We start from the raw sequence: 24,343 nt of genomic DNA on the forward strand, positions 1-24,343 counted from the left end.
AAAAGGCCGGCAATCGCCGGCCTTTTTCGTTCCTGCTGGAGATCAATCCGCCAGCACGGAGCCCTCTTCGCCCTTGACCACGCGCACCACCTTGTTCGGTGCCAGGTCGATACCGGCGTCGCGCAGACGCTGGCGCACCTGCTCGTTGAGCATGAAGGTGACGGCCCAATAGTCCGAATTGGCCGTCCACAGGCGCAGCGACAGCGTCACCGAGTTCTCACCCAGGCCCGCGACCACCACCACCGGCGCCGGCGACTTGAGCACGCGGGGATCCTCGGCCAGTTCCTTGAGAATGGCGCGCGCGCCATCCAGGTCGGCGTCGAAGGCGAGCTTCACGTCGAAGGTCACCTGGCGGGTGGTCTGGGTCGAGGTGTTGGTGATGATGCCATTGGACAGCGCGCCGTTGGGCACGATGACAGTGCGGTTGTCACCGGTGCGCAGCACGGTGTGGAAGATCATGATGTTGTCCACGGTGCCGGAGACGCCCTGGGCCTCGATCCAGTCGCCGATCTTGAACGGGCGGAACAGCAGGATCAGCACCCCGCCGGCGAAGTTCGACAGGCTGCCCTGCAGCGCCAGGCCGATGGCCAGGCCGGCGGCGCCGATGGCGGCGACGAAACTGGTGGTCTGGATGCCGATCATCGAGGCCACGCTGACCATCAGCAGGATCTTCAGGATGATGTTCACCATGCTGCCGATGAAGCCCTGCAGCGTCTTGTCCACGTGCTTGGTGGACAGCAGCCCGCCCACGCGATTGGTGAACAGGTTGATCACCCACCAGCCGATCAGCAGGGTCAGCAGCGCCAGCAAGGCGTTGCCCAGATAGGCCAGGACGACGGGCGTCCAGGCCTCCGCACTGTTGACGATGTGCTCGTAATTCATATCCATGGATGCAGGCCCCTTGTCTATTGCCATTTCAAAAACAAAACCGCCATGGCAAGCCATGGCGGTCGGGTGTTCGCCGAGCGACACTTAATTGCGACGTCGCCCGGGCGATGAGGTTCCGCTGCGGTGGTCAGGCAGTGAATCAGTCGCGGAAATTGTTGAACTGCAGCGGCATGCCGAGGGATTCGCCGCGCAGCAGCGCGATGGCTTCCTGCAGGTCGTCGCGCTTCTTGCCGGTGACGCGCACCTGCTCGCCCTGGATGGCGGCCTGGACCTTGAGCTTCTTGTCCTTGATCAGGGCGACGATCTTCTTCGCCAGATCCTTGTCGATGCCCTCGCGGAAGTTCACTTCCTGCTTGACCACCTTGCCCGAGGCGAAGGGGTCCTTGGTCTCGATGCACTGCACATCGATCTTGCGCTTGACCAGGCTGGAGCGAAGAATGTCGAGCATCTGCTCGAGCATGAAATCCGCCTCGGCGGTCAGGGTGACGGACTTGTCCTTGGTTTCGAAGCTGCACTTGCCCTTCAGGTCGAAACGGCGGTCCAGTTCCTTGGCAGCGTTATCCAGGGCGTTGGTCAGTTCGTGTTTGTCCAGTTCGGACACCACGTCGAACGAAGGCATGACATCTCTCCAGATGGACGGCGCGATGCGGTTCACAGTCAGCATCGCGCCTGGCTTGACGATAAAAATGCGCGGTCATTATAACTGACAGACAAGACCGCGCCCGGCCTCTGACACCGAGAGTCGGCATTTCCCACCCGTTGCGAGACAATCCTTTCCATGCCAACCAACCATCTCAGCATCCTGGTGGTCGACGATGCCAAGTTCTCCAGCGCCATGATCGGTCGCGCGCTGAGCCAGGCCGGCTACCAGAACGTGCGCTTCGCCAGCAGCGCCAGCGAAGCGCTCGACCTGCTGGAAAAGGAGCCGGTGAGCGTGCTGCTCGCCGACTGGCTGATGCCGGAGATGGACGGCCTGGAGCTGACCGCGCGGGTGCGCCAGCTCGACGAAAGCGGCGACCACTACACCTACATCATCCTGCTCACCGGCAAGGAGGGCGACAACGCCCTGGCCGAGGCCTTCGACCGTGGCGTGGACGACTTCGTCAGCAAGTCGTCGATGAACGAGCAACTGGTGCCCCGCGTGCTCGCCGCCGACCGCCTGAGCAACACGCTGCAGCGCCTGCTGATGGAAAACCGCCTGCTCACCGAGAACATCACCAGCCTGGAGGAGCGCAACCTGGTGGACAGCGCCACCGGCCTGGGCAACCAGCGCTACCTCAAGCAGAAGCTGGCCGACAGCATCCGCCAGGTGGAATCCCGCGGCGGCGCGGTGTGCTACATGCTGATCGGCCTGCCGGAGGTGGCCGAACTCGGGCACAGGCACGGCCAGCCGTTCCAGAACGAGCTGCTGCACGGCGTCGCCCGGCGCCTGCAGCAACTGGTGCGACCGCTGGATGTCCTGGCGCGCCTGGACAGCCAGCACTTCGCCCTGATCACCCTGCTCGAAGACCTGCAGGAATGCTCCCCCAGCAGCTTCCGCCGCCTGCACGAAGGCTTGAACCTGAAGGCCTTCAAGACCAGCGAAGGCTTCATCACCCTCAAGGCCGGTATCAGCCTGGTCGGCCTGGACGCCAAGGCACTGCCGCTGGACGTCGAGCAGGTGATGCAGCAGGGTCGCACCCTGCTGCCCGACGCCTTCGCCAGCGGACGAATCAACGCCAGCCGCCTGACCGGCCTGCGCTAAACTTCGCGGTAAGCCCTTCAACCGCGAAGTTTCCCCCATGACCTGGACTATCCTCGGCGCCGGCAGCCTCGGTTGCCTGTGGGCCGCCCGCCTGTCCCGCGCCGGCCTGCCGGTGCGCCTGCTGCTGCGCGACCGCCAGCGCCTCAATGCCTACCGCGCCCTGGGCGGCATCACCCTGGTGGAAGACGGCCGCGCGAGCCTCTACCCCATTCCCGCGGAAACCGCCGCCCAGGGCGCGCCGATCCAGCGCCTGCTGCTGGCCTGCAAGGCCTACGATGCCGAATCCGCCGCCGCCAGCGTGGCCGCACGGCTGGCGCCGGGCGCCGAACTGATCCTGCTGCAGAACGGCCTGGGCAGCCAGCAGGCGGTCAGCGCCCACCTGCCACGCGCCCGCTGCCTGTATGCCTCCAGTACCGAAGGCGCCTTCCGCGAAGCCGATTTCCGCGTGGTGTTCGCCGGCAAGGGCAAGACCTGGCTGGGCGACGAACAGGGCGGCCCCGCGCCCACCTGGCTGGCGGACCTGCACCGGGCAGAGATTCCCGCGCAGTGGAGCGACGACATCCTCGAACGCCTGTGGCGCAAGCTCGCGCTGAACTGCGCGATCAACCCGCTCACCGTGCTGCACCAGTGCCGCAACGGCGAACTGGCCGGCCACCCCGGCGAAGTCGCCGGGCTCTGCGACGAACTCGGCCAGCTGCTGCATGCCGCCGGTTACTCCGCCGCCGCACGGGAGCTTCAGGCCGAGGTGGAGCGGGTCATCAGCGCCACGGCCGCGAACTTCTCCTCCATGTACCAGGACGTCGCCCAGGGCCGGCGCAGCGAGATCGCCTACCTGCTCGGCCATGCCTGCCGCGAGGGCGACCGCCTGCACCTGGCACTGCCGCGGCTGCGCGCCCTGCACGAACGGCTGCGGGCCTACCTGGTGGCACGTGGATTGCCCGACGACTGATGGCGGGCTACCCTGCCCGCCTCCCCTGATTTTCTCTTTGACGCGCCCATGCCTTCTCCCATGAACCTGCGCCAGCGCCTGGAAGACCTGCCGGTCGGCCAGAAAATCCTCGCCGCCCTGCTGGTGCTGCTGGCGACCGTCATGCTGGTCGCCAACCTCGCCTTCATCAGCGCGGCCTACTGGATCTCCCAGGACAGCGTCGCCCCCCAGGCCCTGCAGACCATCGGCCGGCTGATCGCCAACCCGGCGCTCAGCGAGCCGGCGCTCTCCTCGCCCACCCAGGCCCAGGTGCTGCTGCGCCAGCTGGATGACTACCAGCCGCTGCGCGCCGCCGCGCTGTACGACAGCAATGGCGAGCGCATCGCCCAGACACCGGGCAACGGGCCGGTGGCGCTGCCCGAGCGCCTGGACCACCTGGAACGCTGGCGCGAGCACGAATACCGCCTCAACGCTCTGTTCGAATTGCCCCAGGCCGGGCGCAACAGCGGTTACCTGCTGCTGGTGGCCAGCAGCGAGCTGCCCGGCGCCTTCTACACCGGCACGCTCACCGCCAGCCTGGTGATTCTCGCCGTGTCGGTGCTGCTCTGGCTGCTCATCGCCCAGCAGATCCGCCGCCTGATCACCCGGCCGATCCGCAGCCTGGAAGAACTCTCGCGCCAGGTGACGCGCGAGGAGAACTACGCCCTGCGCGCCGAGCGCGGCAACGCCGACGAGATCGGCCGCCTGGCCGACGCCTTCAACACCATGCTGACGCGCATCGAAGCCCGCGAGCACCAGCTCAAGCGCGCCCGCGACGACGCCCAGGAGGCCGTGGAGCAGGCCCAGTCGCTGGCCGAGGAAACCCGCCGCTCGAACCGCAAGCTCGAGCTGGAAGTGCAGGTGCGCAGCAAGATCGAGAAGAAACTCACCGGTTTCCAGCACTACCTCAACAGCATCATCGACTCCATGCCCTCGGCGCTGATCGCGGTGGACGAACAGCTCTACGTCACCCAGTGGAACCAGGAAGCCAGCCAGCTTTCCGGCACCAGCCTGGACGACGCCGTGAACCAGCCGGTGTTCCTCGCCTTCCCCTCGCTCAAACCCTTCCTGCCGCAGCTCACCCGCGCCGCCGAGCAGCACAAGGTCGAGCGCGTCGAGCGGGTGACCTGGGCCCTCACCGACACCCCGCGGCACTACGCCCTGACCTTCTACCCACTGATGGGCGGCACCGGCCGTGGCGCGGTGATCCGCATCGACGACATCACCGACCGCCTGGGCATGGAAGAAATGATGGTGCAATCGGAGAAGATGCTCTCCGTCGGCGGCCTCGCGGCTGGCATGGCGCACGAAATCAACAACCCGCTGGGGGCGATCCTGCACAACGTGCAGAACATCCGCCGGCGCCTGTCGCCCGACCTGACCAAGAACCTCGAAGTGGCCGGCGAAGTCGGCGTGCGCCTGGACGATCTCAACCACTACCTCGAAGCGCGGGAGATTCCCAAGCTGCTGGACGGCATCCAGTACGCCGGCTCCCGGGCGGCGAAGATCGTCAGCCACATGCTCTCCTTCAGCCGCCGCAGCCACCGCCAGATGGCCGCCTGCGAGCTGCCCGCGCTGCTGGAACAGGCGGTGGAGATCGCCGGCAACGACTTCGACCTCACCGGCGGCTTCGATTTCAAGTCGCTGGACATCGTCCACGAGTACGATCCGCGCCTGGGGCCGGTGCCGGTGATCGCCAACGAGATTGAGCAGGTACTGCTCAACCTGTTGAAGAACGGCGCCCAGGCCATCCACCAGCGTGACGACGAGGAAGAAGGCGAACTCGGCCGCATCACCCTGCGCACCCGGCTCAACCCGCCGTGGGCGGAAATCCAGGTGGAGGACAACGGCTGTGGCATGCCGGAGAACGTGCGCAAGCGCATCTTCGAGCCGTTCTTCACCACCAAGGAGGTCGGCCAGGGCACTGGGCTGGGCCTGTCGGTCTCGTACTTCATCGTCACCAACAACCACAAGGGGCAGATGGAGGTGCAGTCCGAGCTGGGCGTGGGCACCTGCTTCACCATCCGTCTCCCGCTGGGCGCCGAGATTTCCCCGCCGCTGCCGCTGCTGGCGCAGGGCGACAAGGAGCATTGAGCCATGGGCAACCGACTGTCGAAGATCTACACCCGCACCGGCGACGCCGGGGAAACCGGTCTGGCCGACGGCCGCCGCGTGCCCAAGCACCACCCGCGGGTGGAAGCCATGGGCGCGGTGGACGAGCTGAACAGCCACCTCGGCCTGCTGCTGGCCGGCTTGCATGAGGCGCGCAGCAGTGCGCTGGAAGAAGCGATCGGTGTTCTGGCGCCGATCCAGCACCGCCTGTTCGACCTCGGCGGCGAGTTGGCGATGCCGGAGTACCGAGCGCTGAACGACGCGGAAGTGGAGCGCCTGGAGCAGGTGATCGACCGCTGGAACGAAGAGCTCGGGCCGCTGAAGAACTTCATCCTGCCCGGTGGCTCGCGCCTGGTTGCCCTCGCCCACCTGTGCCGCGCCCAGGCGCGCAACGCCGAACGCCGCTGCCAGCAACTCAATGCCGAGGAACCGCTGGAAGGCGCGGGCCTGCGTTACCTGAACCGGCTATCCGACCTGCTGTTCGTCGCCGCACGCTTCATTGCGAAGCGCCAGGGCGTGGAAGAGATTCTCTGGCAGGCCGCCGAAAAGCCCGCCTGATCGCAACCGCAGGAGCGCCGGTGCCAGGCTCCTGGCGTAGGAGCGGACCTTGTCCGCTAAATCCATCGCGGCGGACCCCGTCATTGCCGCGGCACGACGGAGCATGGCGCCACCTTGTAGGAGCGCGCCATGCGCGCGATCGCGGGCACGGCCCGCTCCTACAGAGAACGTCAACGCTGCCGGCGGGTGTAGGAGCGGACCTTGTCCGCGAAATCCGTCGCGGCAGAATCTGTCATTACCGGGACACGCCAGAGCGTAGCGCCACGTTATAGGAGCGCGCCATGCGCGCGATCGCGGGCATGGCCCGCTCCTACAGGGAGCGTCAACGCCGCCGGCTGGTGTAGGAGCGGACCCTGTCCGCGAAATCCGTCGCGGCGGAACCTGTCATTACCGGGACACGACAGAGCCTGGCGCCACCTTGTAGGAGCGCGCCATGCGCGCGATCGCGGGCATGGCCCGCTCCTACAGAGAGCGTCAACGCCGCCGGCTGGTGTAGGAGCGGACCTTGTCCGCGAATCCATCGCGTCGGGATCTGTCATTACCGGGACACGACAGAGCATGGCGCCACCTTGTAGGAGCGCGCCATGCGCGCGATCGCGGGCATGGCCCGCTCCTACAGGGGAATTTCAACGCCGCCGGCGGGTGTAGGGGCGGACCTTGTCCGCGAAATCCATCGCGGCGGAACCCGTCATTGCCGGGACACGACAGAGCGTGGCGCCAGATTGTAGGAGCGAGCTTGCTCGCGAACAGACCCCGCTGCATTACCGTGCGGTTCGCGAGCAAGCTCGCTCCTACGAAGAGCCGTCAGTTCAACGCCGGATCAGCCTTCGCTCTTCGGCCAGAACGCCCGGATCCCCGCCACGCCCTGCGCGCCAGCCTGCCAGGCGCGCTCGACGTCCTGCGGGCCGACGCCCCCCAAAAGGAACACCGGCTGGTTGAAGCCATCGATCAGCTCCGCCGCCGCCTCCCACCCCAGCGCCGGCTCACCCGGATGGCTCTCGGTGGGCTGCACCGGCGACAAGGTGACGAAATCCACGCCCATGCGCGCCGCCAGCTGCAACTCTTCGGCGCTATGGCAGGAGGCTGCCAGCAGCCGCTCGCGGGGGAACGGCCGGCCGTTGGGCGCGTACTTGCGCAGCTGCTCGGAGGTCAGGTGCCAGCCAGCCGCCGGGAAGTCGCCCAGCCACTCCAGCGGGCCCTTGAGCATCAGCTGCGCCTTGCCGGCGCACAGACCTTGTACGTCGACGGCAAGGTCACGGTACTCGGGGCTGTACATGTTCGGTGCGCGCAGCTGGACCAGGCGGATGCCGCTGGCGATCGCAGCGCGCACGCCCTGCACCAGTTGCGGGATTTCCAGGCCGTCCGGGGTGATCAGGTAGCGATCCGGCAGGCGCGCAGCCTGCACGATGGGCTGGTTGGCGGCGGGGAACTCGTAGTCCGGCAGGTCACGCGGAGCGACCCAGGCCAACGGCTGGCCCTCGGCGCCATGGGGCTCGCCGGAGAAGGCAGAGACCTCCCAGACATCCAGCAGCACATGCTTGTCGCTGTAGTCGTGCTGCACGCGAATCAGCGGCCGCGCCTGCTCGACGTCTATGCCCAGCTCTTCCTTCAGCTCGCGCGCCAGGGCGACCTGCACCGCTTCGCCCTCCTCGACCTTGCCACCGGGAAACTCCCACAGACCGCCCTGGTGCTTGTCGTCCGGACGCCGGGCGATCAGCACCCGGCCATCGAGTCCGCGAATCACGGCGGCGGCGACATGTACTCGTTTCACAGTGCTACTCCTCAATCCGATTCAGGCAGGGCCCGCGCACAGGACCTGTTTACGATCTCGCGAGCCAGGGAAGAGCAAGGCGACATCGATTGAGGGAGCGCAGTTTACAGGCAGTAAATGAGCATCCCGAAACCGATTTCAACGCAGCTATTGCGACGCGCAGCAGATCGTAATTGGGTATTGCGGGCATTCTACCGTCATTGGCGCGCGGCTTCAGGCGCGTTCGACCATCGCCGCCTCCAGCCACGGGCGGAAGGCCGGCCAGGCGTAGATCGCATCCACGTAGTTCTGCGCCTCGATGGGCAGCGTCACGCAATAGCTGCGCAGGCGGGTGGCGACCGGCGCGTAGAAGGCATCGGCGATGCTGGCGTGGCCGAACAGGAACGGGCCGTCCTGGCCGAACTGCCGGCGACACAGAGCCCAGAGTTCGACGATGCGGGCGATGTCCGCCTCCACCGCTTCGGGCACCTCGACCAGCGGCTGGTTGCGCTGGATATCCATGGGCATGTGCGAGCGCAGCGCCATGAAGCCGCTGTGCATCTCGGCGCAGACCGTGCGCGCCAGGGCGCGGGCCGCTTCGCCGCAGGGCCAGAGGTGGGCTTCGGGGAAGCGTTCGGCGAGGTATTCGGCGATCGACAGGGAATCCCAGATCAGCCCGTGCTCGCACTTGAGCGCCGGCACCTTGCCGCTGGGCGAGTGCTCGCGGATGCGCCGCGCAGTGTCCTGGCCGCCCAGGGGAATGAGGATTTCCTCGAACTTAGCGCCGGTGAGTTGCATGGCCAGCCAGCCGCGCAGGGACCAGGAGGAGAAATTCTTGCTGCCGATGATCAGGGTGAGGGACATGGACGCGATGCTCGTGAAGGTCAGTCAGCAGACCTTAGAGCGCGGCAGCCATGAAAACAAATTCCCGATTTTCATCCATCCATGAAAATCGGGAATCCGAGAGGAACGAGGCGCCGGCGCAGGTTCTTGCGCCAGCGCTACGCAGAGATCAGGTGCGGTATTCGGCGTTGATCTTCACGTACTCGTGGGACAGGTCGGTGGTCCAGATGGTCTCGCTGCAGGTGCCACGGCCCAGATCGATGCGGATGGTGATCTCTTCCTGGGCCATGACCCTGGCGCCCTGGTCCTCGGTATAGCTGGCGGCGCGGCCGCCGCGGCTGGCGATGGCGACGTCGTCCAGGTACACGTCGATCAGACTCACGTCCAGGTCCGGCACGCCGGCGCGGCCCACGGCGGCAAGGATGCGGCCCCAGTTCGGGTCGGAGGCGAACAGTGCGGTCTTGATCAGCGGCGAGTGGGACACGGCGTAGCCGACGTCCAGGCACTCCTGGTGCGTTGCGCCGCCGTTCACCTGCACGGTGACGAACTTGGTGGCGCCCTCGCCGTCACGGACGATGGCCTGGGCCAGTTCCATGGAGACTTCCAGCACGGCCTGCTTCAGCGCGGCGAACAGTGCGCCGCTGGCGGAGGTGATTTCCGGCAGCGCCGCCTGGCCGGTGGCGATCAGCATGCAGCAGTCGTTGGTGGAGGTATCGCCGTCGATGGTGATGCGGTTGAAGGACTTGTTCGCCGCGTCGCGCAGCAGGTCCTGCAGCACGCCCTGGGCAACCTTGGCGTCGGTGGCGATGTAACCCAGCATGGTGGCCATGTTCGGCTTGATCATGCCGGCGCCCTTGCTGATGCCGGTGACGGTGATGGTCACGCCATCGTGCTGGAACTGGCGGCTAGCGCCCTTGGGCAGGGTGTCGGTGGTCATGATGCCGGCGGCGGCGTCGGCCCAGTTATCCACGGACAGGTTGGTCAGCGCAGCGGGCAGCGCGGCTTCGATCTTCTCGACCGGCAGCGGCTCGCCGATCACGCCGGTGGAGTACGGCAGCACGGCGTTTTCCGGCACGCCAGCCAGCTCGGCCAGCTTGGCGCAGGTGCGGGTGGCGTTGGCCAGGCCCGATTCGCCGGTGCCGGCGTTGGCGTTGCCGGTGTTGGTCAGCAGGTAGCGCACCGGGCCGAGGAAGCGCTTGCGCGCCAGGATCACCGGAGCGGCGCAGAAGGCGTTGGTGGTGAACACACCCGCCACGGTGGAGCCTTCGGCGCAGCGCATCACCACGATGTCCTTGCGGCCGGGTCGTTTGATGCCGGCAGAGGCGATGCCGAGTTCGAAACCGGGGACCGGGTGCAGGGTGGACATGGGGCCGAGACCAACAGCCATGTGGCGCGCTCCTATCTAGTCAGTGAATCAAATCAGTGGATCAGATGTGAAAAACGCCGCGAGCGGCAGGGCCGGTCGCGGCGTCGGTAGCAAGGTCGGGAGGCGTTATTCCACCTGACCGTGGCAGTGCTTGTACTTCTTGCCCGAACCGCACGGGCAGGGCTCGTTGCGGCCGATCTTCGCCTCGTTGCGCACTGGTTCCATCGGCACGACATTGTCGGCGACGTCCGGCAGCTCGCCCTCTTCCGGCTCGCTGGTGACCTGGTCCATGGACGGCGCGGCGGCATGCTGGAACTGCATGCGCTTGGCCATTTCCTCGGCCTCGCGGCGCAGGCGGGCTTCTTCCTCGGCCGGGTCTTCGCGGCGGACCTGGACGAAGGACAGCACGCGGATGGTGTCGCGCTTGATGGAGTTCAGCAGGTCCTGGAACAGGTTGAAGGACTCGCGCTTGTACTCCTGCTTGGGGTTCTTCTGCGCGTAACCGCGCAGGTGGATGCCGTGGCGCAGGTGATCCATGGTGGACAGGTGGTCCTTCCACAGGTCGTCCAGCACGCGCAGCAGCATCTGCTTCTCGAAGGTGCGCAGGGCTTCGGCGCCGGCGAGGTCTTCCTTCTCGTTGTAGGCGGCGACCAGCTCGGCGAGGATCTTCTCGCGCAGGGTTTCCTCGTACAGCTTGTCGTCTTCGTCGAGCCATTGCTGGATCGGCAGCTTGAGGCCGAAATCGCTGTACAGCGCGGCTTCCAGGCCGGCGACGTCCCACTGCTCGGGCAGCGACTGCGGCGGAATGTGCTCGCTGACGGTGTTGTTCAGGGTCTCTTCGCGGAATTCGACGATGGTCTCGCCGATGTTGTCGGCGGCGAGCAGGGTGTTGCGCATGTGGTAGATCACCTTGCGCTGCTCGTTGGCGACGTCGTCGAACTCCAGCAGTTGTTTACGGATGTCGAAGTTGCGGCCTTCGACCTTGCGCTGGGCCTTCTCGATAGCGTTGGTCACCATGCGGTGCTCGATCGCCTCGCCCGGCTGCATGCCGAGGGCCTTCATGAAGTTCTTCACCCGGTCGGAGGCGAAGATGCGCATCAGGTGGTCTTCCAGCGACAGGTAGAAGCGGCTGGAACCCGGGTCGCCCTGACGGCCGGCACGGCCGCGCAGCTGGTTGTCGATACGGCGGGATTCGTGGCGCTCGGAGGCGATCACGTGCAGGCCGCCCGACTCGATGACCTGCTGGTGGCGCTTCTGCCAGTCGGCCTTGATCTGCGCGACCTGCTCGTCGGTGGGGTTCTCCAGCGCGGCGACTTCCACTTCCCAGTTGCCGCCCAGCAGGATGTCGGTACCACGACCGGCCATGTTGGTGGCGATGGTGACCGCACCCGGACGACCGGCCTGGGCGATGATCTCGGCTTCCTTCTCGTGGTACTTGGCGTTCAGTACCTTGTGCTCGATGCCGGCGTTCTGCAGCAGCTGCGACACATATTCGGACGTCTCGACCGACGCGGTACCGACGAGGACCGGGCGGCCCAGCGCCTGGCACTGCTGCACATCGGTGATGATGGCGGCGTACTTCTCGTCCTGGGTCAGGTAGACCAGGTCGTTGAAGTCCTTACGGGCGACCGGGCGGTGGGTCGGGATCACCACCACGTCCAGGCCGTAGGTCTGGCGGAATTCGAAGGCCTCGGTGTCGGCGGTGCCGGTCATGCCGGCCAGCTTGGTGTAGAGGCGGAAGTAGTTCTGGAAGGTGGTCGAAGCCAGGGTCTGGCTCTCGGCCTGGATCGGCAGGTTCTCCTTCGCCTCGATGGCCTGGTGCAGGCCCTCGGAGAGGCGGCGGCCCGGCATGGTCCGGCCGGTGTGCTCGTCGATCAGCAGGACCTGGTCACCCTGGACGATGTATTCCACGTTGCGGTGGAACAGGGTGTGGGCGCGCAGCGCGGCGTAGACGTGGGTCAGCAGGCTGAGGTTGTGCGCCGAGTAGAGGCTCTCGCCCTCGGCCAGCAGGCCGTTCTGGGTCAGCAGCTCCTCGACGTAGGCGTGGCCCTGCTCGTTGAGTTCGACCTGGCGGGTCTTCTCGTCGATGCTGTAGTGGCCCTGCTGGGTCACCTGGCCTTCGACTTCCTCGATGTGGCGCTTCAGGCGCGGGATCAGCTTGTTGATCTTGATGTACAGCTCGGAGCTGTCTTCGGCCTGGCCGGAGATGATCAGCGGAGTCCGCGCCTCGTCGATGAGGATGGAGTCCACTTCGTCGACCACGGCGAAGTTCAGCTCGCGCTGGAACTTGTCTTCCAGGCTGAACGCCATGTTGTCGCGCAGGTAGTCGAAACCGAATTCGTTGTTGGTGCCGTAGGTGATGTCGGAGGCGTAGGCAGCGCGCTTCTCTTCCGGCGGCTGGAACGGGCTGACGATGCCAACGGTCAGGCCGAGGAATTCATACAGCGGACGCATCCAGTTGGCGTCGCGGCGGGCCAGGTAGTCGTTCACGGTGACCACGTGCACGCCTTTGCCAGCCAGGGCGTTCAGGTAGACGGCCAGGGTACCCACGAGGGTCTTGCCCTCACCGGTACGCATCTCGGCGATCTTGCCTTCGTGCAGGGTCATGCCGCCGATCAGCTGGACGTCGAAGTGGCGCATGCCCATCACGCGCTTGCCGGCCTCACGGGCGACGGCGAACGCTTCGGGAAGGATCTGGTCGAGGGTCTCGCCCTTGGCCAGGCGCGCCTTGAACTCCTCGGTCTTGGCCTTGAGTTGCTCATCGGAAAGCGGAACCATCTGCGGCTCGAGTGCATTGATGGCCTGGACCTGCTTGACCATGCGCTTCACTTCGCGCTCGTTCTTGCTTCCAAAGAGTTTTTTCAACAAAGGCGCAAACATATCGACTGGGTCATCCGAACTGGAGAATTGGAGGGCTGCCCGACTGGCTGGCCGCGGCGCGGAACGGCAATGAAGCGGGCATTCTACCCGGAAACTATCGGGAAAAAAGTGCCGAAGTCATCCTCCGAAGCTTCGCATTCTGCGAGCTTGGGGGCAATGCATGGGCGGACAACTTTGCATCCGAGTGGGTGATATGGTGACGCGGACGAGCAACTTCAAGGGGCCGACGGTGGCATCTGGCCCCCCGGCGCATCTGTTACCATCCTGCTTCATTCACTGCCGGTTCCTCACCATGGCCTTTCGCCCCCTGCCCGCCAAGGCGATGACCAAGCTGCTGCGCGAAGCCAAGCCGCTGCAGTCGCTGTTCGCGCAGGCGCAACGCCTCTCGCGCCTGCAGGAATTGCTCGACTCGCAACTGCAGCCCGCCGCACGCCCGTATTGCCGCGTCGCCTCCTGGCGCGAGGGCAGCCTGCTGCTGGTGGTTACCGACGGTCACTGGGCGACGCGCCTGCGCTATCAGCAGAACCGCCTGCTGCGGCAACTGGCCACGTTCGAGGAATTCAGGGGCTTGGCGCGCATCCAGTTCAAGGTGCAGCCGACGATCCAGACGCCCACTCGGGTCAACACCAACCGCATCAGTGAATCCGCCTCCGCCACCTTGCACGAAGCCGCCGAGGGCATCAGCAACCCTCAGCTCAAGGCCGCGCTCGAGCGCCTGGCCAGCCGTAGCCGCAAGCCGCCGGAACCGGGCGAGGAATAACGCGCAGGCATAAAAAAAGGCCACCCGAGGGTGGCCTTTGAAGTTGTAGCTGAAAGGAGGAGGTTTCCTTATACGGCCGCAGCGGGTCGCATATAGGAGATCGGCGCGGTCTTGGCGTCCTCGAAGGTCACCACTTCCCAAGCGTCCTTGTCTGCGATGAGGGTGCGCAGGAGACGGTTGTTCAGGGCATGACCGGACTTGTAGCCGATGAACTCGCCGATAAGGCTGTTACCCAGCAGGTACAGGTCACCAATGGCGTCCAGGATCTTGTGCTTGACGAACTCGTCCTCGTAACGAAGACCATCTTCGTTGAGCACTCGATACTCGTCGACCACGATGGCGTTCTCCACGCTGCCACCCAGAGCCAGGTTCTGCGAACGCAGCATCTCGATGTCGCGCATGAACCCGAAGGTGCGGGCGCGGCTGACTTCCTTGACGAAGGAAGTGCTGGAGAAATCCACCACGGCTTTCTGGGTGCGACCACGGAAGACCGGGTGATCGAAATCGATCTCGAAGCTCACCTTGAAGCCGTCAAACGGAACGAAGGTGGCGCGCTTGTCGCCCTCTTCCACCGTCACTTCGCGCTTGATGCGGATGAACTTCTTGGCCGCTTCCTGCTCTTGCAGGCCAGCGGACTGGATCAGGAATACGAAGGGACCTGCGCTGCCGTCCATGATCGGTACTTCCGACGCGGACAGCTCGACATAGGCGTTGTCGATACCCAGGCCGGCCATGGCCGAGAGCAGGTGCTCCACGGTATCCACCTTGATGTCACCCTTGATCAGGGTGGTCGACATGGTGGTTTCACCGACGTTCGAGGCCCGGGCGGGGATTTCCACCACGGGGTCGAGATCGGTCCGGCAGAACACGATGCCAGTATCGACGGGAGCCGGCTTCAGGGTCAGGTAAACCTTTTCCCCGGAATGCAGGCCGACACCGGTCGCCCGGATGATGTTCTTCAAGGTGCGTTGTCTGATCATGGCTTTGGCCGCTTTCGCGCAAGTTGCGAACTGTTGTCAACAATGGGCGGCGATGATAGCAGAACCGCCCTTTGCTGAACACCAATCACATTGATACTCCTGATAAATCGACTCAATCGGCCTGACGACGCAGGAAGGCCGGGATGTCCAGGTAGTCCAGATCGTCCTGCGGGTTCAGCTTGGCCGCGGTGGCGGCGCCGCCGTGGTTCTGGTTGCGCATGACGGTCGGACGATCCAGGTCACGGTAGTTCACCGACTGCTGCTCGCGCTGAACCGGAGCCTGGGTGCTGACGGCCTGGGTCTGGACGGTGTTGTCGACGACCTTGACCGGCTTCTCCAGGCGAGCGCCCAGGCCAGTGGCCACGACGGTGACGTGCAGCTCGTCGCGCATGTCCGGATCGATCACGGTGCCCACTTTGACGGTGGCGTGCTCGGAGGCGAACTGCTCGATGATGTTACCCACGTCGGAGTACTCGCCCAGGGACAGGTCGGGACCGGCAGTGATGTTCACCAGGATGCCGCGGGCGCCCTGCAGGTTGACGTCTTCCAGCAGCGGGTTGCGGATCGCGGCTTCGGTCGCCTCGCGAGCGCGGTTCGGGCCGCTGGCGCAGCCGGTACCCATCATGGCCATGCCCATTTCGCTCATGACGGTTTTCACGTCGGCGAAGTCGACGTTGATCATGCCCGGACGCTTGATGATGTCGGAGATACCGCGAACGGCACCGGCCAGTACATCGTCAGCCTTGGCGAAGGCGGCCAGCAGGCTCGCGTCCTTGCCCAGGATGGTCAGCAGCTTTTCGTTCGGGATGGTGATCAGCGAGTCGACACTTTCCGCCAGCGAGCGGATGCCCTCGTCGGCGATCTGCATGCGCTTGCGGCCTTCGAACGGGAACGGACGGGTGACCACGGCCACGGTGAGGATGCCCATTTCCTTGGCAACCTCGGCAATGATCGGCGCAGCACCGGTACCGGTACCGCCACCCATGCCAGTGGTGATGAAGACCATGTCGGCGCCTTCCAGGACTTCGGCGATACGCTCGCGGTCCTCGATGGCGGCCTGGCGGCCGATTTCCGGGTTGGCGCCAGCGCCCAGGCCCTTGGTGACGCTCGGGCCGAGTTGCAGCACGGTGCGCGCGGCGATGTTCTTCAGCGCCTGCGCATCGGTGTTGGCGCAAATGAATTCGACGCCATCAACGTTGTTCTTGGCCATGTGGTTCACGGCGTTGCCGCCGCCACCACCTACGCCGATAACCTTGATGACTGCTGTTTGCGGAATGTTATCTACCAATTCAAACATTTCCCCTCTCCTTCCTTTCTAGTTGTGTTGCCTACGTTTACCGCGGTGGTAAATCAGAAATTGCCCTGGACCCAGCGTTTAAGCTTTTCCAGTACCGGTGTCTTGGGTTCGTCGCTGCTGAAGCTGCTGCCGGACATGGAGATGCCGTCGGACTGTTTTTGCAGTCCGTACAGGAGCAGCCCCACACCGGTGGAATAGATAGGATTGCGCACGACGTCGGCCAGTCCCTTGACGCTATGGGGTACGCCCAGGCGCACCGGCATGTGAAAGATCTCTTCGGCCAGCTCGACGGCGCCTTCCATCTTGGAGGTGCCACCGGTCAGGACGATCCCGGCTGGAATCAGGTCCTCGTAGCCACTGCGACGCAGTTCGGCCTGAACCAGGGTGAAGAGCTCGTCGTAACGGGGCTCGACCACTTCGGCAAGCGCTTGGCGCGACAGTTCCCGCGGCGGCCGATCCCCTACGCTGGGCACCTTGATGGTTTCGCCCGGACCGGCCAGTTTGGCCAAGGCACAAGCATATCGAATCTTGATCTCTTCGGCGTATTGCGTCGGGGTGCGCAGCGCCATGGCGATGTCGTTGGTGACCTGATCGCCGGCGATCGGGATCACAGCCGTGTGGCGGATGGCCCCTTCGGTGAAGATGGCGATGTCGGTGGTGCCGCCGCCGATGTCCACCAGGCACACGCCCAGCTCTTTTTCGTCCTCGGTGAGCACCGAATAGGCCGAGGCCAGTTGCTCGAGGATGATGTCGTCCACTTCCAGGCCGCAGCGGCGCACGCACTTCTCGATGTTCTGCGCGGCGTTCACTGCGCAGGTCACGACGTGCACCTTGGCTTCCAGGCGTACGCCGGACATGCCCAGCGGCTCGCGCACGCCTTCCTGGTTGTCGATCACGTAGTCCTGGGCCAGGGTGTGCAGCACACGCTGGTCGGCCGGGATGGCCACGGCCTGTGCCGCGTCGAGCACGCGCTCGATGTCGGCGCCGCTGACCTCGCGGTCGCGAATCGCCACGATGCCGTGGGAATTCAGGCTGCGGATATGGTTGCCGGCGATGCCGACGAAGGCCGAGTGGATACGGCAGCCCGCCATCTGCTGGGCTTCATCGATGGCGCGCTGGATCGATTGCACGGTGGACTCGATGTTCACCACCACGCCCTTCTTCAGGCCGCGCGACGGATGCGTCCCGATGCCGACGATTTCCAGCTTGCCATCGGCCGCCACCTCGCCCACCAGCGCCACCACCTTGGAGGTGCCGATGTCCAGGCCGACGACCATTTTGCCGCTCTGCACGCTTGCCATAGTTATTGAAGTCTCCTCAACTCACTGCACGGCGGTGGTCTGTGCCACCGTCGTTTCCGGCACCGGATCGCGCCAACCCACGGCCAGGCCGTTGGGGTAACGCATGTCGATGCGGGCAATTTTCGAAATCTGGTCTTTCAGCGCCTTGTCGTAGATGGTCACGAACCGGCGAATCTGTTCTACCGCGTGGTCGCGGCCCAGCATGATCTCCACGCCTTGTGCGGTGCCCAGGGTCCAGGCGCCGCGCGAACTCATGTCCAGGCTGGCGATGGTGAAGCCCAGCGGGCGAAGCATCTGGCTGAGAATCTGGTACTGCTGCATCACTTGTTGCTGAGCGCGCTGCGGGCCGGAGAGGCGCGGCAGGTGCTCGTAGTTGGCGACTTCGCGCGGGGCGAAAGCCTGCCCCTGGTTGTTCAACAGCGCCTCATCCCCCCAACGGGCGATGGGTAGTTGCTCGTCCAGGCGGATCACCACCTGGTCGGGCCATACGCGGCGCACCTCGGCATGGGCGATCCAGGGCATCTGCTCCAGCTCCTGGCGCATGCCGGCCAGGTCGATGGTGAAGAAGCTGGCCGAGACGTAGGGGCTGATCCGCTGCTGCACCGCCGCCTGGCTGATGTAGCTGAGATCGCCCTCCACGCTGACCTTGGCGATCGGTCGGTCCGCGTAGGGCAGCACGTACTGCGCGCCGTAGTACGCGCCTGCACCGAGCACGCCCAGCACCAGCGGCCACAGCAGCACCTTGAGGAAGCCGAAGCTGGGCTTGGGCATACGGGCGCTGAGCGGCTCCTTGGCCACCAGACGGCTGGCGCCGCGCGGCACCGGCTTGCGTGCGGGTGCACGGCCGGATCCGGGATTCTGGTGACGAAGCTGCGCGCCGTTCATGACTTACCCCCTTGCCTCGACGCTGTCGGCGAGAATCGCCAGCACCAGTTGCTGGAAATCCAGGCCGGCCGCGCGCGCGGCCATGGGCACCAGGCTGTGATCGGTCATGCCCGGTGCCGTGTTCACTTCCAACAGCCAGAAGCGCCCTTGGGCGTCCTGCATCACGTCGGTCCGACCCCAGCCCTGGATGCTCAGGGCATCGCAGGCGCGCGCGGTCAGGTCCTTGAGTTCCTGTTCCTTGTCGGCCTCCAGGCCGCAGGGAATCTGGTACTGGGTATCGTTGGCCAGGTACTTGGCGTCGTAGTCGTAGAAGGTGTGCGGGGTGCCCAGACGAATGGGCGGCAGCACCTGACCACGGAGGATCGCGACGGTGTACTCGGGGCCGCTGATCCACTGCTCGACGAGCACCTGCGGATCGTATTTCGCGGCAGCAGCCCAGGCGGCGATCAGCTCGTCCACGCTGTTCACCTTGGCCATGCCGATGCTCGAGCCCTCGCTGGCCGGCTTGACGATCAGTGGGAAGCCCAGCTTCGCGGCAGCGGCACGGCAATCGTCCTCGCTGGCGAGCGCGGCGTGGTCGGGCGTGGGCAGGCCGAGGCTCAGCCACACGCGCTTGGTCCGCAGCTTGTCCATGGCCAGCGCGGAGGCCAGCACACCGCTGCCGGTGTAGGGAATGCCGGCGATTTCCAGCAGGCCCTGCATGGTGCCGTCTTCACCGCCACGGCCGTGGAGGATGATGAAGGCGCGGTCGATCTTCTCGCGGGTCAGGCGCTCCAGCAGGTCGTCGCCCACGTCGATGCCGAAGGCGTCCACACCCGCGCCCTGCAGCGCCTGCAGGACCATGGCGCCGGACTTCAGCGACACCTCGCGCTCGGCGCTCTTGCCGCCGTACAGCACAGCAACGCGACCGAAGGCGCGGGGCTCGAGGGCGGATTTGAGGGCGTCACTCATTGCTTCTTCCCCTCGGCGCCCGCAGCGGCGGCGCCGAACATCGGATTCTTGATCAGTTGCGGAGCCAGCCCGCCGATATCGCCGGCGCCCTGGCAAAGCAGGATGTCGCCCGGACGCAGCAGCGGCTGCAGCAGCGAAGCGAGGTCACCGCCACGCTCCAGGTAGATCGGGTCGAGCTGGCCGCGCTGGCGGATGCTATGGCACAGGTGACGGCTGTCGGCCCCGGGGATCGGCTCTTCGCCGGCCGGGTAGACCTCCATCAGCATCAGCACGTTGGCCTCGCCCAGCACCTGCACGAAGTCCTCGTACAGGTCACGGGTGCGGGTGTAACGGTGCGGCTGGTAGACCATCACCAGGCGACGCTCCGGCCAGCCACCGCGCACGGCCTTGATCACCGCCGCGACTTCGCGCGGGTGGTGGCCGTAGTCGTCGACCAGCATCACGCTGCCGCCTTCGACCAGCAGGTCGCCATAGACCTGGAAGCGTCGGCCGACACCCTGGAAGCCGGACAGGCCCTGGACGATGGCTTCGTCGGAGATGCCTTCGTCGGTAGCGATCACGATGGTCGCCAGGGAATTCAGCACGTTGTGCAGGCCGGGCATGTTCACCGAGACGTCCAGCGGCTCGCGCTCGGGGCGCAGCACGGTGAAGTAGGTGCGCATGCCTTCCTGGCGGATGTTGATGGCGCGGACGTCGGCGTCCTCGCTCAGGCCGTAGGTCACGGTCGGGCGAGCGACCTGCGGCAGGATCTCGCGCACCACCGGGTCGTCCACGCAGACCACGGCCAGGCCGTAGAACGGCAGGTTGTGCAGGAAGTCGACGAAGGTGCGCTTGAGCTTGTTGAAGTCTCCGCCGTAGGTGCTCATGTGGTCGGCGTCGATGTTGGTGACCACCGAGACCATCGGCTGCAGGTGCAGGAAGCTGGCGTCGCTCTCGTCGGCCTCGGCCACCAGGTAGCGGCTGGTGCCCAGCTGCGCGTTGGTGCCCGCGGCGTTCAGGCGGCCGCCGATGACGAAGGTCGGGTCCAGGCCGCCGGCGGCGAATACCGAAGCGATCAGGCTGGTGGTGGTGGTCTTGCCGTGGGTACCGGCCACCGCGATGCCGTGGCGGTAGCGCATCAGCTCGGCGAGCATCTCGGCGCGCGGCACTACCGGCACACGGCGATCCAGCGCGGCTGCGACTTCCGGGTTCGACTTGTTCACCGCACTGGAGACCACCAGCACGTCGGCGCCGTCGGAGTTCTCCGCCCGGTGGCCGATGAAGATCTGTGCGCCGAACTTCTCCAGGCGCTCGGTGACCGGCGACGCCTTGAGGTCGGAGCCGGAAACTTCGTAGCCGAGGTTGAGCAGCACTTCCGCGATTCCGCACATGCCCACGCCACCGATGCCGACGAAGTGGATGCGACGGATGCGGCGCATGGTGCGGGTGACGCCGGTCGGTTCTTTAACCACGGGCCACCTCCAGGCAGGCATCGACCACCGTGCGGGTAGCCTCGGGCTTGGCCAGGCTGCGAGCGCGAGCGGCCATGCGGGTCAGGGAATCGGGATGCATCAATACCTCGGACAACTGCGCGGCCAGATCGGCGGCGCTGGTAGATTTCTGCGGCAGCAGGTGGGCTGCGCCCTCCCGCACCAGGAATTCGGCGTTCTTGGTCTGGTGGTCGTCGATCGCGTGGGGCAGCGGCACCAGGAAGGACGGCAGGCCGGCGGCGGTCAGCTCGCTCACGGTCAGCGCGCCGGCGCGGCAGATCACCAGATCGGCCCAGGCATAGGCGGCGGCCATGTCGGCGATGAACGGAGCGACGTCCGCTTCGACACCCGCGGCGCGGTAACGCTCCGCGGTAATTTCGTCATGCTGACGACCGGCCTGATGGCGAATGGCCGGGCGAATCTCGCTCGGTACCTGGGCCAGGGCTTCGGGCAGCAGCTTGTTCAGTGGCTCGGCGCCCAGGCTGCCGCCCAGCACCAGCAGGTTGACGCGGCGACCGGCCAACGGCGCACGGGCGCCCTCTTCCAGGAACAGCTCGACGCGCACCGGGTTGCCGGTGGTCAGGCGCTTGGCGCTGCTGTCGAACGTATTCGGGAAGGCTTCGCACACCCGCTTGGCCAGCGGCGCGAGGCTGCGGTTGGCGGTGCCGGCGACGGCGTTCTGTTCATGGATCACCAGCGGCACGCCGGACAGCTTGGCCGCCAGGCCGCCCGGGCCGGTGACGTAGCCGCCCAGGCCAAGCACGCAGACCGGCTTGAGCTGGCGAACCACGCCCAGCGCCTGGAACAGCGACTTGAGCAGATCGAACGGCGCGCGCAGCAGCGACTTGACGCCCTTGCCGCGCAGGCCGCTGACATTGATCAGGTGCAGCGGCACGCCGGCCTTGGGTACCAGATCGTTCTCGATGCCGCGCGGGGTGCCCAGCCAGTGCACGCTGTAGCCGCGCGCCTGGAACTCACGGGCGCAGGCCAGGGCCGGGAACACGTGTCCGCCGGTGCCGCCCGCCATGATCAGGACGTTACCTTTCATCGGCAAAGTCCTCTTCGCTGAATTCATATTCCTCGCTGCCCATCACGGTGCGGCGTTCCCATTCGATGCGCAGGAGCATCCCCAGGCAGGCGCAGCAGATCACCAGCGAGCTGCCGCCGTAGCTCAGGAACGGCAGGGTCAGGCCCTTGGTCGGCAGGAGGCCGACGTTCACGCCCACGTTGATCAGGAACTGGCCGATCCACAGGAAGGCCAGCCCGTAGGCGACATAGGCGGAGAAATACTGCTTCGACTGCTCGGCCCAGATACCGATGTACAGGGCGCGCAGGCTGACGAAGACGAACAGGGCGACGGTCGCCATGGCGCCGACGATGCCCAGCTCTTCGGCGAGCACGGCGAAGACGAAGTCGGTGTGCGCCTCGGGCAGGTAGAACTGCTTCTGGATGCTGTTGCCCAGGCCCATGCCGGTCCAGCCGCCACGACCGAAGGCGATCAGCGCCTGGCTCAGCTGGTAGCCCGCGCCGAACTGGTCAGCCCAGGGGTCGGTGAAGTTGGTCAGGCGCGCCATCCGGTAGGGCTGGGTCTGGATCAGCAGCACCACGGCGCCCACCGCCAGCGCGACCATCAGGCCGAAGCGGAACAGCCCGACGCCGCCCAGGAACAGCATCGCGGCGGCCGCGCCCATCATCACCACGGTGGCGCCGAAGTCCGGCTCGCGCAGCAGCAGGCCGGCCATCGGCAGCAGCACCACGAACGGCTTGAAGAAGCCCAGCCAGCTCTCGCGTACCTCTTCCTGGCGACGAACCAGGTAGCCGGCCATGAAGATCACCACGAAGACCTTGGCGATCTCCGAAGGCTGGATGTTGAACAGGCCGAAACCGATCCAGCGCATGGAGCCGTTCACCTCGCGGCCGATGCCGGGCGTGACCACCATCACCAGCAGCACGAAGGCCACGGCCAGCAGCTTCCAGCCCCAGCGCTGCCAGGTTTCCATCGGGATCATCATGGTCACGCCGCAGGCGACGAAGCCAATGGCGAGATAGATCAGGTGGCGAACCGAGAAGTACAGCGGGTTGCCGGACTGCGCCGCAGCGACTTCGGAGGACGCCGAAGTGACCATCACCAGGCCGAGGCCGAGCAGCGCCAGGCAACCCGCCAGCAGCGGGAAGTCGACGTCGATGCCGTTGCGGCTGATCAGCGGGGACGGATAAGGGCGCAGGAAGGAGAACATCAGGCGAGCTCCTCCACGGCCTTGGCGAACAGGCGTCCGCGTTCTTCGTAGTTCTTGAACATGTCCAGGCTCGCGCAGGCCGGCGAGAGCAGCACGGCGTCGCCCGGCAGGGCCAGGTCGGCAGCATGCTCGACGGCTTCGTCCAGGGTGTTCACGCGGACCTTCGGCACGGCATTGCCAATGGCGGCGCCGACCAGTTCGGCGTCACGGCCCAGCAGCACGACGGCGCGGCAATGCTGCGCCACCGGCGCCCGCAGGTCGTGGAAATCGGCGCCCTTGCCGTCGCCACCGGCGATCAGCACCAGCTTGCCGTCGATGTCGGCACCCAGGCCTTCGATGGCAGCCAGGGCGGCACCGACGTTGGTGGCCTTGGAGTCGTCGTAGTAGTTCACACCGTTGCGCTCACGCACCCACTGGCAGCGATGGGCGAGACCGGCGAATTCGCGCAGGGTCTGCAGCATCGGTTCGAACGGCAGGCCCACGGCATGCCCCAGCGCCAGCGCGGCCAGGGCGTTGGACTGGTTGTGCGCGCCACGAATCTTCAGTTCGCGGGCCGGCATCAGTTTGTCGAACTGGAAGGCCAGCCACTTCTCGCCGTCCTCTTCGATCAGGCCAAAGCCCTTGAAGTCCGGCTTGTTGGTGCCAAAGGTCCAGCACGGCACGTTGTCGGCGATCAGCGGACGGCTCAGCGGGTCGGCACGGTTCACCACGACCTGCCGGGCACCGCGGAAGATGCGGTGCTTGGCCAGGTGGTAGTCGGCCATGCCGTCGTAGCGGTCCATGTGGTCTTCGCTGACGTTCAGGCAGGTGGCGACCTCGGCGTTCAGGCGCTCGCAGGTTTCCAGCTGGAAGCTGGAGAGTTCCACGACATACAGCTCGACGTCGTCGGCCAGCAGGTCCAGCGCCGGGGTGCCCAGGTTGCCGCCGACAGCAACGCGCTTGCCGGCGGCCTGGGCCATGTCGCCTACCAGGGTGGTGACGGTGCTCTTGGCATTGGATCCGGTGATGGCGACGATGGGCGCCTTCGCGTGACGCGCGAACAGGTCGACGTCGCCAGACATGCGCACGCCACGGGCGGCAGCTTCCACCAGCGCCGGGACGCGCAGCGACAGGCCGGGGCTCACGTAGAGCTCCTGGGCACGGCAGAGGAAATCGGCGTCGAGGTCGCCGCAGCGCACCTCGACCTGCGGGTACTGCTCGCGCAGGGTCGCCAGCTCCGGCGGATTCGCGCGCGTATCGGCCACGGCAAACGGCACGCCCTGACGCGCCAGGTAGCGCACCAGGGACATGCCGCTCTTGCCGAGGCCGACAACGATGCGGAATTGGTCGGAAGCGATCAGGCTCATGCTCGATCA

Annotated in this window: 20 protein-coding genes; 5 read left to right on the forward strand and 15 right to left on the reverse strand. The window is 65.9% G+C overall.

Going from position 1 to position 24,343, the window contains the following annotated elements; all coding sequences use genetic code 11:
* Positions 1-42: 42 nt before the first annotated feature.
* Positions 43-888, reverse strand: a complete 846-nt coding sequence (locus ACNFIA_RS06285) for a mechanosensitive ion channel family protein (RefSeq protein ID WP_259759420.1) — start codon at positions 886-888, stop codon at positions 43-45.
* 139 nt (positions 889-1,027) lie between these two features.
* Positions 1,028-1,507 carry a YajQ family cyclic di-GMP-binding protein gene (locus ACNFIA_RS06290; protein WP_259759419.1) on the reverse strand — a complete coding sequence of 160 codons (480 nt, stop codon included), beginning with the start codon at positions 1,505-1,507 and terminating at the stop codon, positions 1,028-1,030.
* 159 nt (positions 1,508-1,666) lie between these two features.
* Here ACNFIA_RS06290 and ACNFIA_RS06295 point away from each other — a divergent pair, with 159 nt between their 5' ends.
* Genes ACNFIA_RS06295 through ACNFIA_RS06310 form a run of 4 tightly spaced genes read left to right on the forward strand, consistent with a single transcriptional unit; the run spans position 1,667 to position 6,269 of the window.
* Positions 1,667-2,632 carry a response regulator gene (locus ACNFIA_RS06295; RefSeq protein WP_259759418.1) on the forward strand — a complete coding sequence of 322 codons (966 nt, stop codon included), beginning with the start codon at positions 1,667-1,669 and terminating at the stop codon, positions 2,630-2,632.
* 37 nt (positions 2,633-2,669) lie between these two features.
* Positions 2,670-3,581 (forward strand): putative 2-dehydropantoate 2-reductase, encoded by a 912-nt coding sequence (locus ACNFIA_RS06300; RefSeq protein WP_416783487.1) that lies wholly within the window; start codon positions 2,670-2,672, stop codon positions 3,579-3,581.
* Positions 3,582-3,641: 60 nt separating this feature from the next.
* On the forward strand, positions 3,642-5,693 hold the full coding sequence (locus ACNFIA_RS06305; protein ID WP_416783741.1) for an ATP-binding protein: 2,052 nt from the start codon (positions 3,642-3,644) through the stop codon (positions 5,691-5,693).
* Between the two features lie 3 nt (positions 5,694-5,696).
* Complete coding sequence (locus tag ACNFIA_RS06310; protein WP_416783488.1) at positions 5,697-6,269, forward strand: cob(I)yrinic acid a,c-diamide adenosyltransferase; 573 nt, start codon at positions 5,697-5,699, stop codon at positions 6,267-6,269.
* 820 nt (positions 6,270-7,089) lie between these two features.
* On the opposite strand, the gene ACNFIA_RS06315 is transcribed toward ACNFIA_RS06310, so the two are convergent.
* From ACNFIA_RS06315 to secA, 4 genes are all read right to left on the reverse strand, one after another.
* The gene (locus ACNFIA_RS06315) at positions 7,090-8,040 is read right to left on the reverse strand and encodes a Nudix family hydrolase (RefSeq protein ID WP_416783489.1); all 951 of its coding nucleotides are present in this window, start codon (positions 8,038-8,040) and stop codon (positions 7,090-7,092) included.
* Between the two features lie 213 nt (positions 8,041-8,253).
* Positions 8,254-8,883, reverse strand: a complete 630-nt coding sequence (locus tag ACNFIA_RS06320; RefSeq protein ID WP_416783491.1) for a glutathione S-transferase family protein — start codon at positions 8,881-8,883, stop codon at positions 8,254-8,256.
* A gap of 148 nt (positions 8,884-9,031) precedes the next feature.
* Complete coding sequence (gene argJ / locus ACNFIA_RS06325; protein WP_416783493.1) at positions 9,032-10,249, reverse strand: bifunctional glutamate N-acetyltransferase/amino-acid acetyltransferase ArgJ; 1,218 nt, start codon at positions 10,247-10,249, stop codon at positions 9,032-9,034.
* Positions 10,250-10,354: 105 nt separating this feature from the next.
* Positions 10,355-13,108 (reverse strand): preprotein translocase subunit SecA, encoded by a 2,754-nt coding sequence (secA, locus tag ACNFIA_RS06330; RefSeq protein ID WP_259759412.1) that lies wholly within the window; start codon positions 13,106-13,108, stop codon positions 10,355-10,357.
* Between the two features lie 292 nt (positions 13,109-13,400).
* On the opposite strand from secA, the gene ACNFIA_RS06335 reads away from it, so the two are divergent.
* Positions 13,401-13,868 (forward strand): DUF721 domain-containing protein, encoded by a 468-nt coding sequence (locus ACNFIA_RS06335; protein WP_416783495.1) that lies wholly within the window; start codon positions 13,401-13,403, stop codon positions 13,866-13,868.
* 68 nt (positions 13,869-13,936) lie between these two features.
* Here the strand turns inward: ACNFIA_RS06335 and lpxC are convergent, their stop codons facing one another.
* The 9 genes from lpxC to murD all read right to left on the reverse strand — a co-directional run bounded on the left by lpxC (position 13,937) and on the right by murD (position 24,334).
* Entirely contained in the window at positions 13,937-14,848 is a 912-nt protein-coding gene (gene lpxC, locus ACNFIA_RS06340) for a UDP-3-O-acyl-N-acetylglucosamine deacetylase (RefSeq protein WP_184589107.1), read from the reverse strand.
* A gap of 112 nt (positions 14,849-14,960) precedes the next feature.
* Positions 14,961-16,145: a cell division protein FtsZ gene (gene ftsZ / locus ACNFIA_RS06345; protein WP_259759410.1), complete on the reverse strand. Its 1,185-nt coding sequence runs from the start codon at positions 16,143-16,145 to the stop codon at positions 14,961-14,963.
* Between the two features lie 53 nt (positions 16,146-16,198).
* Positions 16,199-17,446 carry a cell division protein FtsA gene (gene ftsA, locus ACNFIA_RS06350; protein WP_045209630.1) on the reverse strand — a complete coding sequence of 416 codons (1,248 nt, stop codon included), beginning with the start codon at positions 17,444-17,446 and terminating at the stop codon, positions 16,199-16,201.
* Positions 17,447-17,467: 21 nt separating this feature from the next.
* Positions 17,468-18,331: a cell division protein FtsQ/DivIB gene (locus ACNFIA_RS06355; RefSeq protein WP_416783498.1), complete on the reverse strand. Its 864-nt coding sequence runs from the start codon at positions 18,329-18,331 to the stop codon at positions 17,468-17,470.
* A gap of 3 nt (positions 18,332-18,334) precedes the next feature.
* On the reverse strand, positions 18,335-19,282 hold the full coding sequence (locus ACNFIA_RS06360) for a D-alanine--D-alanine ligase (RefSeq protein WP_416783500.1): 948 nt from the start codon (positions 19,280-19,282) through the stop codon (positions 18,335-18,337).
* Complete coding sequence (gene murC, locus ACNFIA_RS06365) at positions 19,279-20,733, reverse strand: UDP-N-acetylmuramate--L-alanine ligase (RefSeq protein WP_416783501.1); 1,455 nt, start codon at positions 20,731-20,733, stop codon at positions 19,279-19,281. Before murC ends, ACNFIA_RS06360 begins: the two co-directional genes overlap by 4 nt.
* Complete coding sequence (gene murG, locus ACNFIA_RS06370; protein ID WP_416783503.1) at positions 20,726-21,799, reverse strand: undecaprenyldiphospho-muramoylpentapeptide beta-N-acetylglucosaminyltransferase; 1,074 nt, start codon at positions 21,797-21,799, stop codon at positions 20,726-20,728. The genes murC and murG overlap by 8 nt, the downstream gene beginning before the upstream one ends.
* A complete protein-coding gene (ftsW, locus tag ACNFIA_RS06375) occupies positions 21,789-22,988 on the reverse strand; it encodes a putative lipid II flippase FtsW (RefSeq protein WP_259759405.1) in 1,200 nt (399 codons plus the stop codon). Before ftsW ends, murG begins: the two co-directional genes overlap by 11 nt.
* Complete coding sequence (gene murD, locus ACNFIA_RS06380) at positions 22,988-24,334, reverse strand: UDP-N-acetylmuramoyl-L-alanine--D-glutamate ligase (protein ID WP_416783506.1); 1,347 nt, start codon at positions 24,332-24,334, stop codon at positions 22,988-22,990. The genes ftsW and murD overlap by 1 nt, the downstream gene beginning before the upstream one ends.
* Positions 24,335-24,343: the final 9 nt, after the last annotated feature.

Source organism: Pseudomonas sp. NY15437 (assembly GCF_048068435.1).
GTDB classification, from domain to species: domain Bacteria; phylum Pseudomonadota; class Gammaproteobacteria; order Pseudomonadales; family Pseudomonadaceae; genus Pseudomonas; species Pseudomonas nitroreducens_B.

Excerpts from the sequence above, each read along its gene's own strand:
- ACNFIA_RS06285 (WP_259759420.1), bottom strand. The coding sequence starts at position 888 with ATGGATATGAATTACGAGCACATCGTCAACAGTGCGGAGGCCTGGACG.
- ACNFIA_RS06290 (WP_259759419.1), bottom strand. The coding sequence starts at position 1,507 with ATGCCTTCGTTCGACGTGGTGTCCGAACTGGACAAACACGAACTGACC.
- ACNFIA_RS06295 (WP_259759418.1), top strand. The coding sequence starts at position 1,667 with ATGCCAACCAACCATCTCAGCATCCTGGTGGTCGACGATGCCAAGTTC.
- ACNFIA_RS06300 (WP_416783487.1), top strand. The coding sequence starts at position 2,670 with ATGACCTGGACTATCCTCGGCGCCGGCAGCCTCGGTTGCCTGTGGGCC.
- ACNFIA_RS06305 (WP_416783741.1), top strand. The coding sequence starts at position 3,642 with ATGAACCTGCGCCAGCGCCTGGAAGACCTGCCGGTCGGCCAGAAAATC.
- ACNFIA_RS06310 (WP_416783488.1), top strand. The coding sequence starts at position 5,697 with ATGGGCAACCGACTGTCGAAGATCTACACCCGCACCGGCGACGCCGGG.
- ACNFIA_RS06320 (WP_416783491.1), bottom strand. The coding sequence starts at position 8,883 with ATGTCCCTCACCCTGATCATCGGCAGCAAGAATTTCTCCTCCTGGTCC.
- argJ (WP_416783493.1), bottom strand. The coding sequence starts at position 10,249 with ATGGCTGTTGGTCTCGGCCCCATGTCCACCCTGCACCCGGTCCCCGGT.
- secA (WP_259759412.1), bottom strand. The coding sequence starts at position 13,108 with ATGTTTGCGCCTTTGTTGAAAAAACTCTTTGGAAGCAAGAACGAGCGC.
- ACNFIA_RS06335 (WP_416783495.1), top strand. The coding sequence starts at position 13,401 with ATGGCCTTTCGCCCCCTGCCCGCCAAGGCGATGACCAAGCTGCTGCGC.
- lpxC (WP_184589107.1), bottom strand. The coding sequence starts at position 14,848 with ATGATCAGACAACGCACCTTGAAGAACATCATCCGGGCGACCGGTGTC.
- ftsZ (WP_259759410.1), bottom strand. The coding sequence starts at position 16,145 with ATGTTTGAATTGGTAGATAACATTCCGCAAACAGCAGTCATCAAGGTT.
- ftsA (WP_045209630.1), bottom strand. The coding sequence starts at position 17,446 with ATGGCAAGCGTGCAGAGCGGCAAAATGGTCGTCGGCCTGGACATCGGC.
- ACNFIA_RS06355 (WP_416783498.1), bottom strand. The coding sequence starts at position 18,331 with ATGAACGGCGCGCAGCTTCGTCACCAGAATCCCGGATCCGGCCGTGCA.
- ACNFIA_RS06360 (WP_416783500.1), bottom strand. The coding sequence starts at position 19,282 with ATGAGTGACGCCCTCAAATCCGCCCTCGAGCCCCGCGCCTTCGGTCGC.
- murG (WP_416783503.1), bottom strand. The coding sequence starts at position 21,799 with ATGAAAGGTAACGTCCTGATCATGGCGGGCGGCACCGGCGGACACGTG.
- ftsW (WP_259759405.1), bottom strand. The coding sequence starts at position 22,988 with ATGTTCTCCTTCCTGCGCCCTTATCCGTCCCCGCTGATCAGCCGCAAC.
- murD (WP_416783506.1), bottom strand. The coding sequence starts at position 24,334 with ATGAGCCTGATCGCTTCCGACCAATTCCGCATCGTTGTCGGCCTCGGC.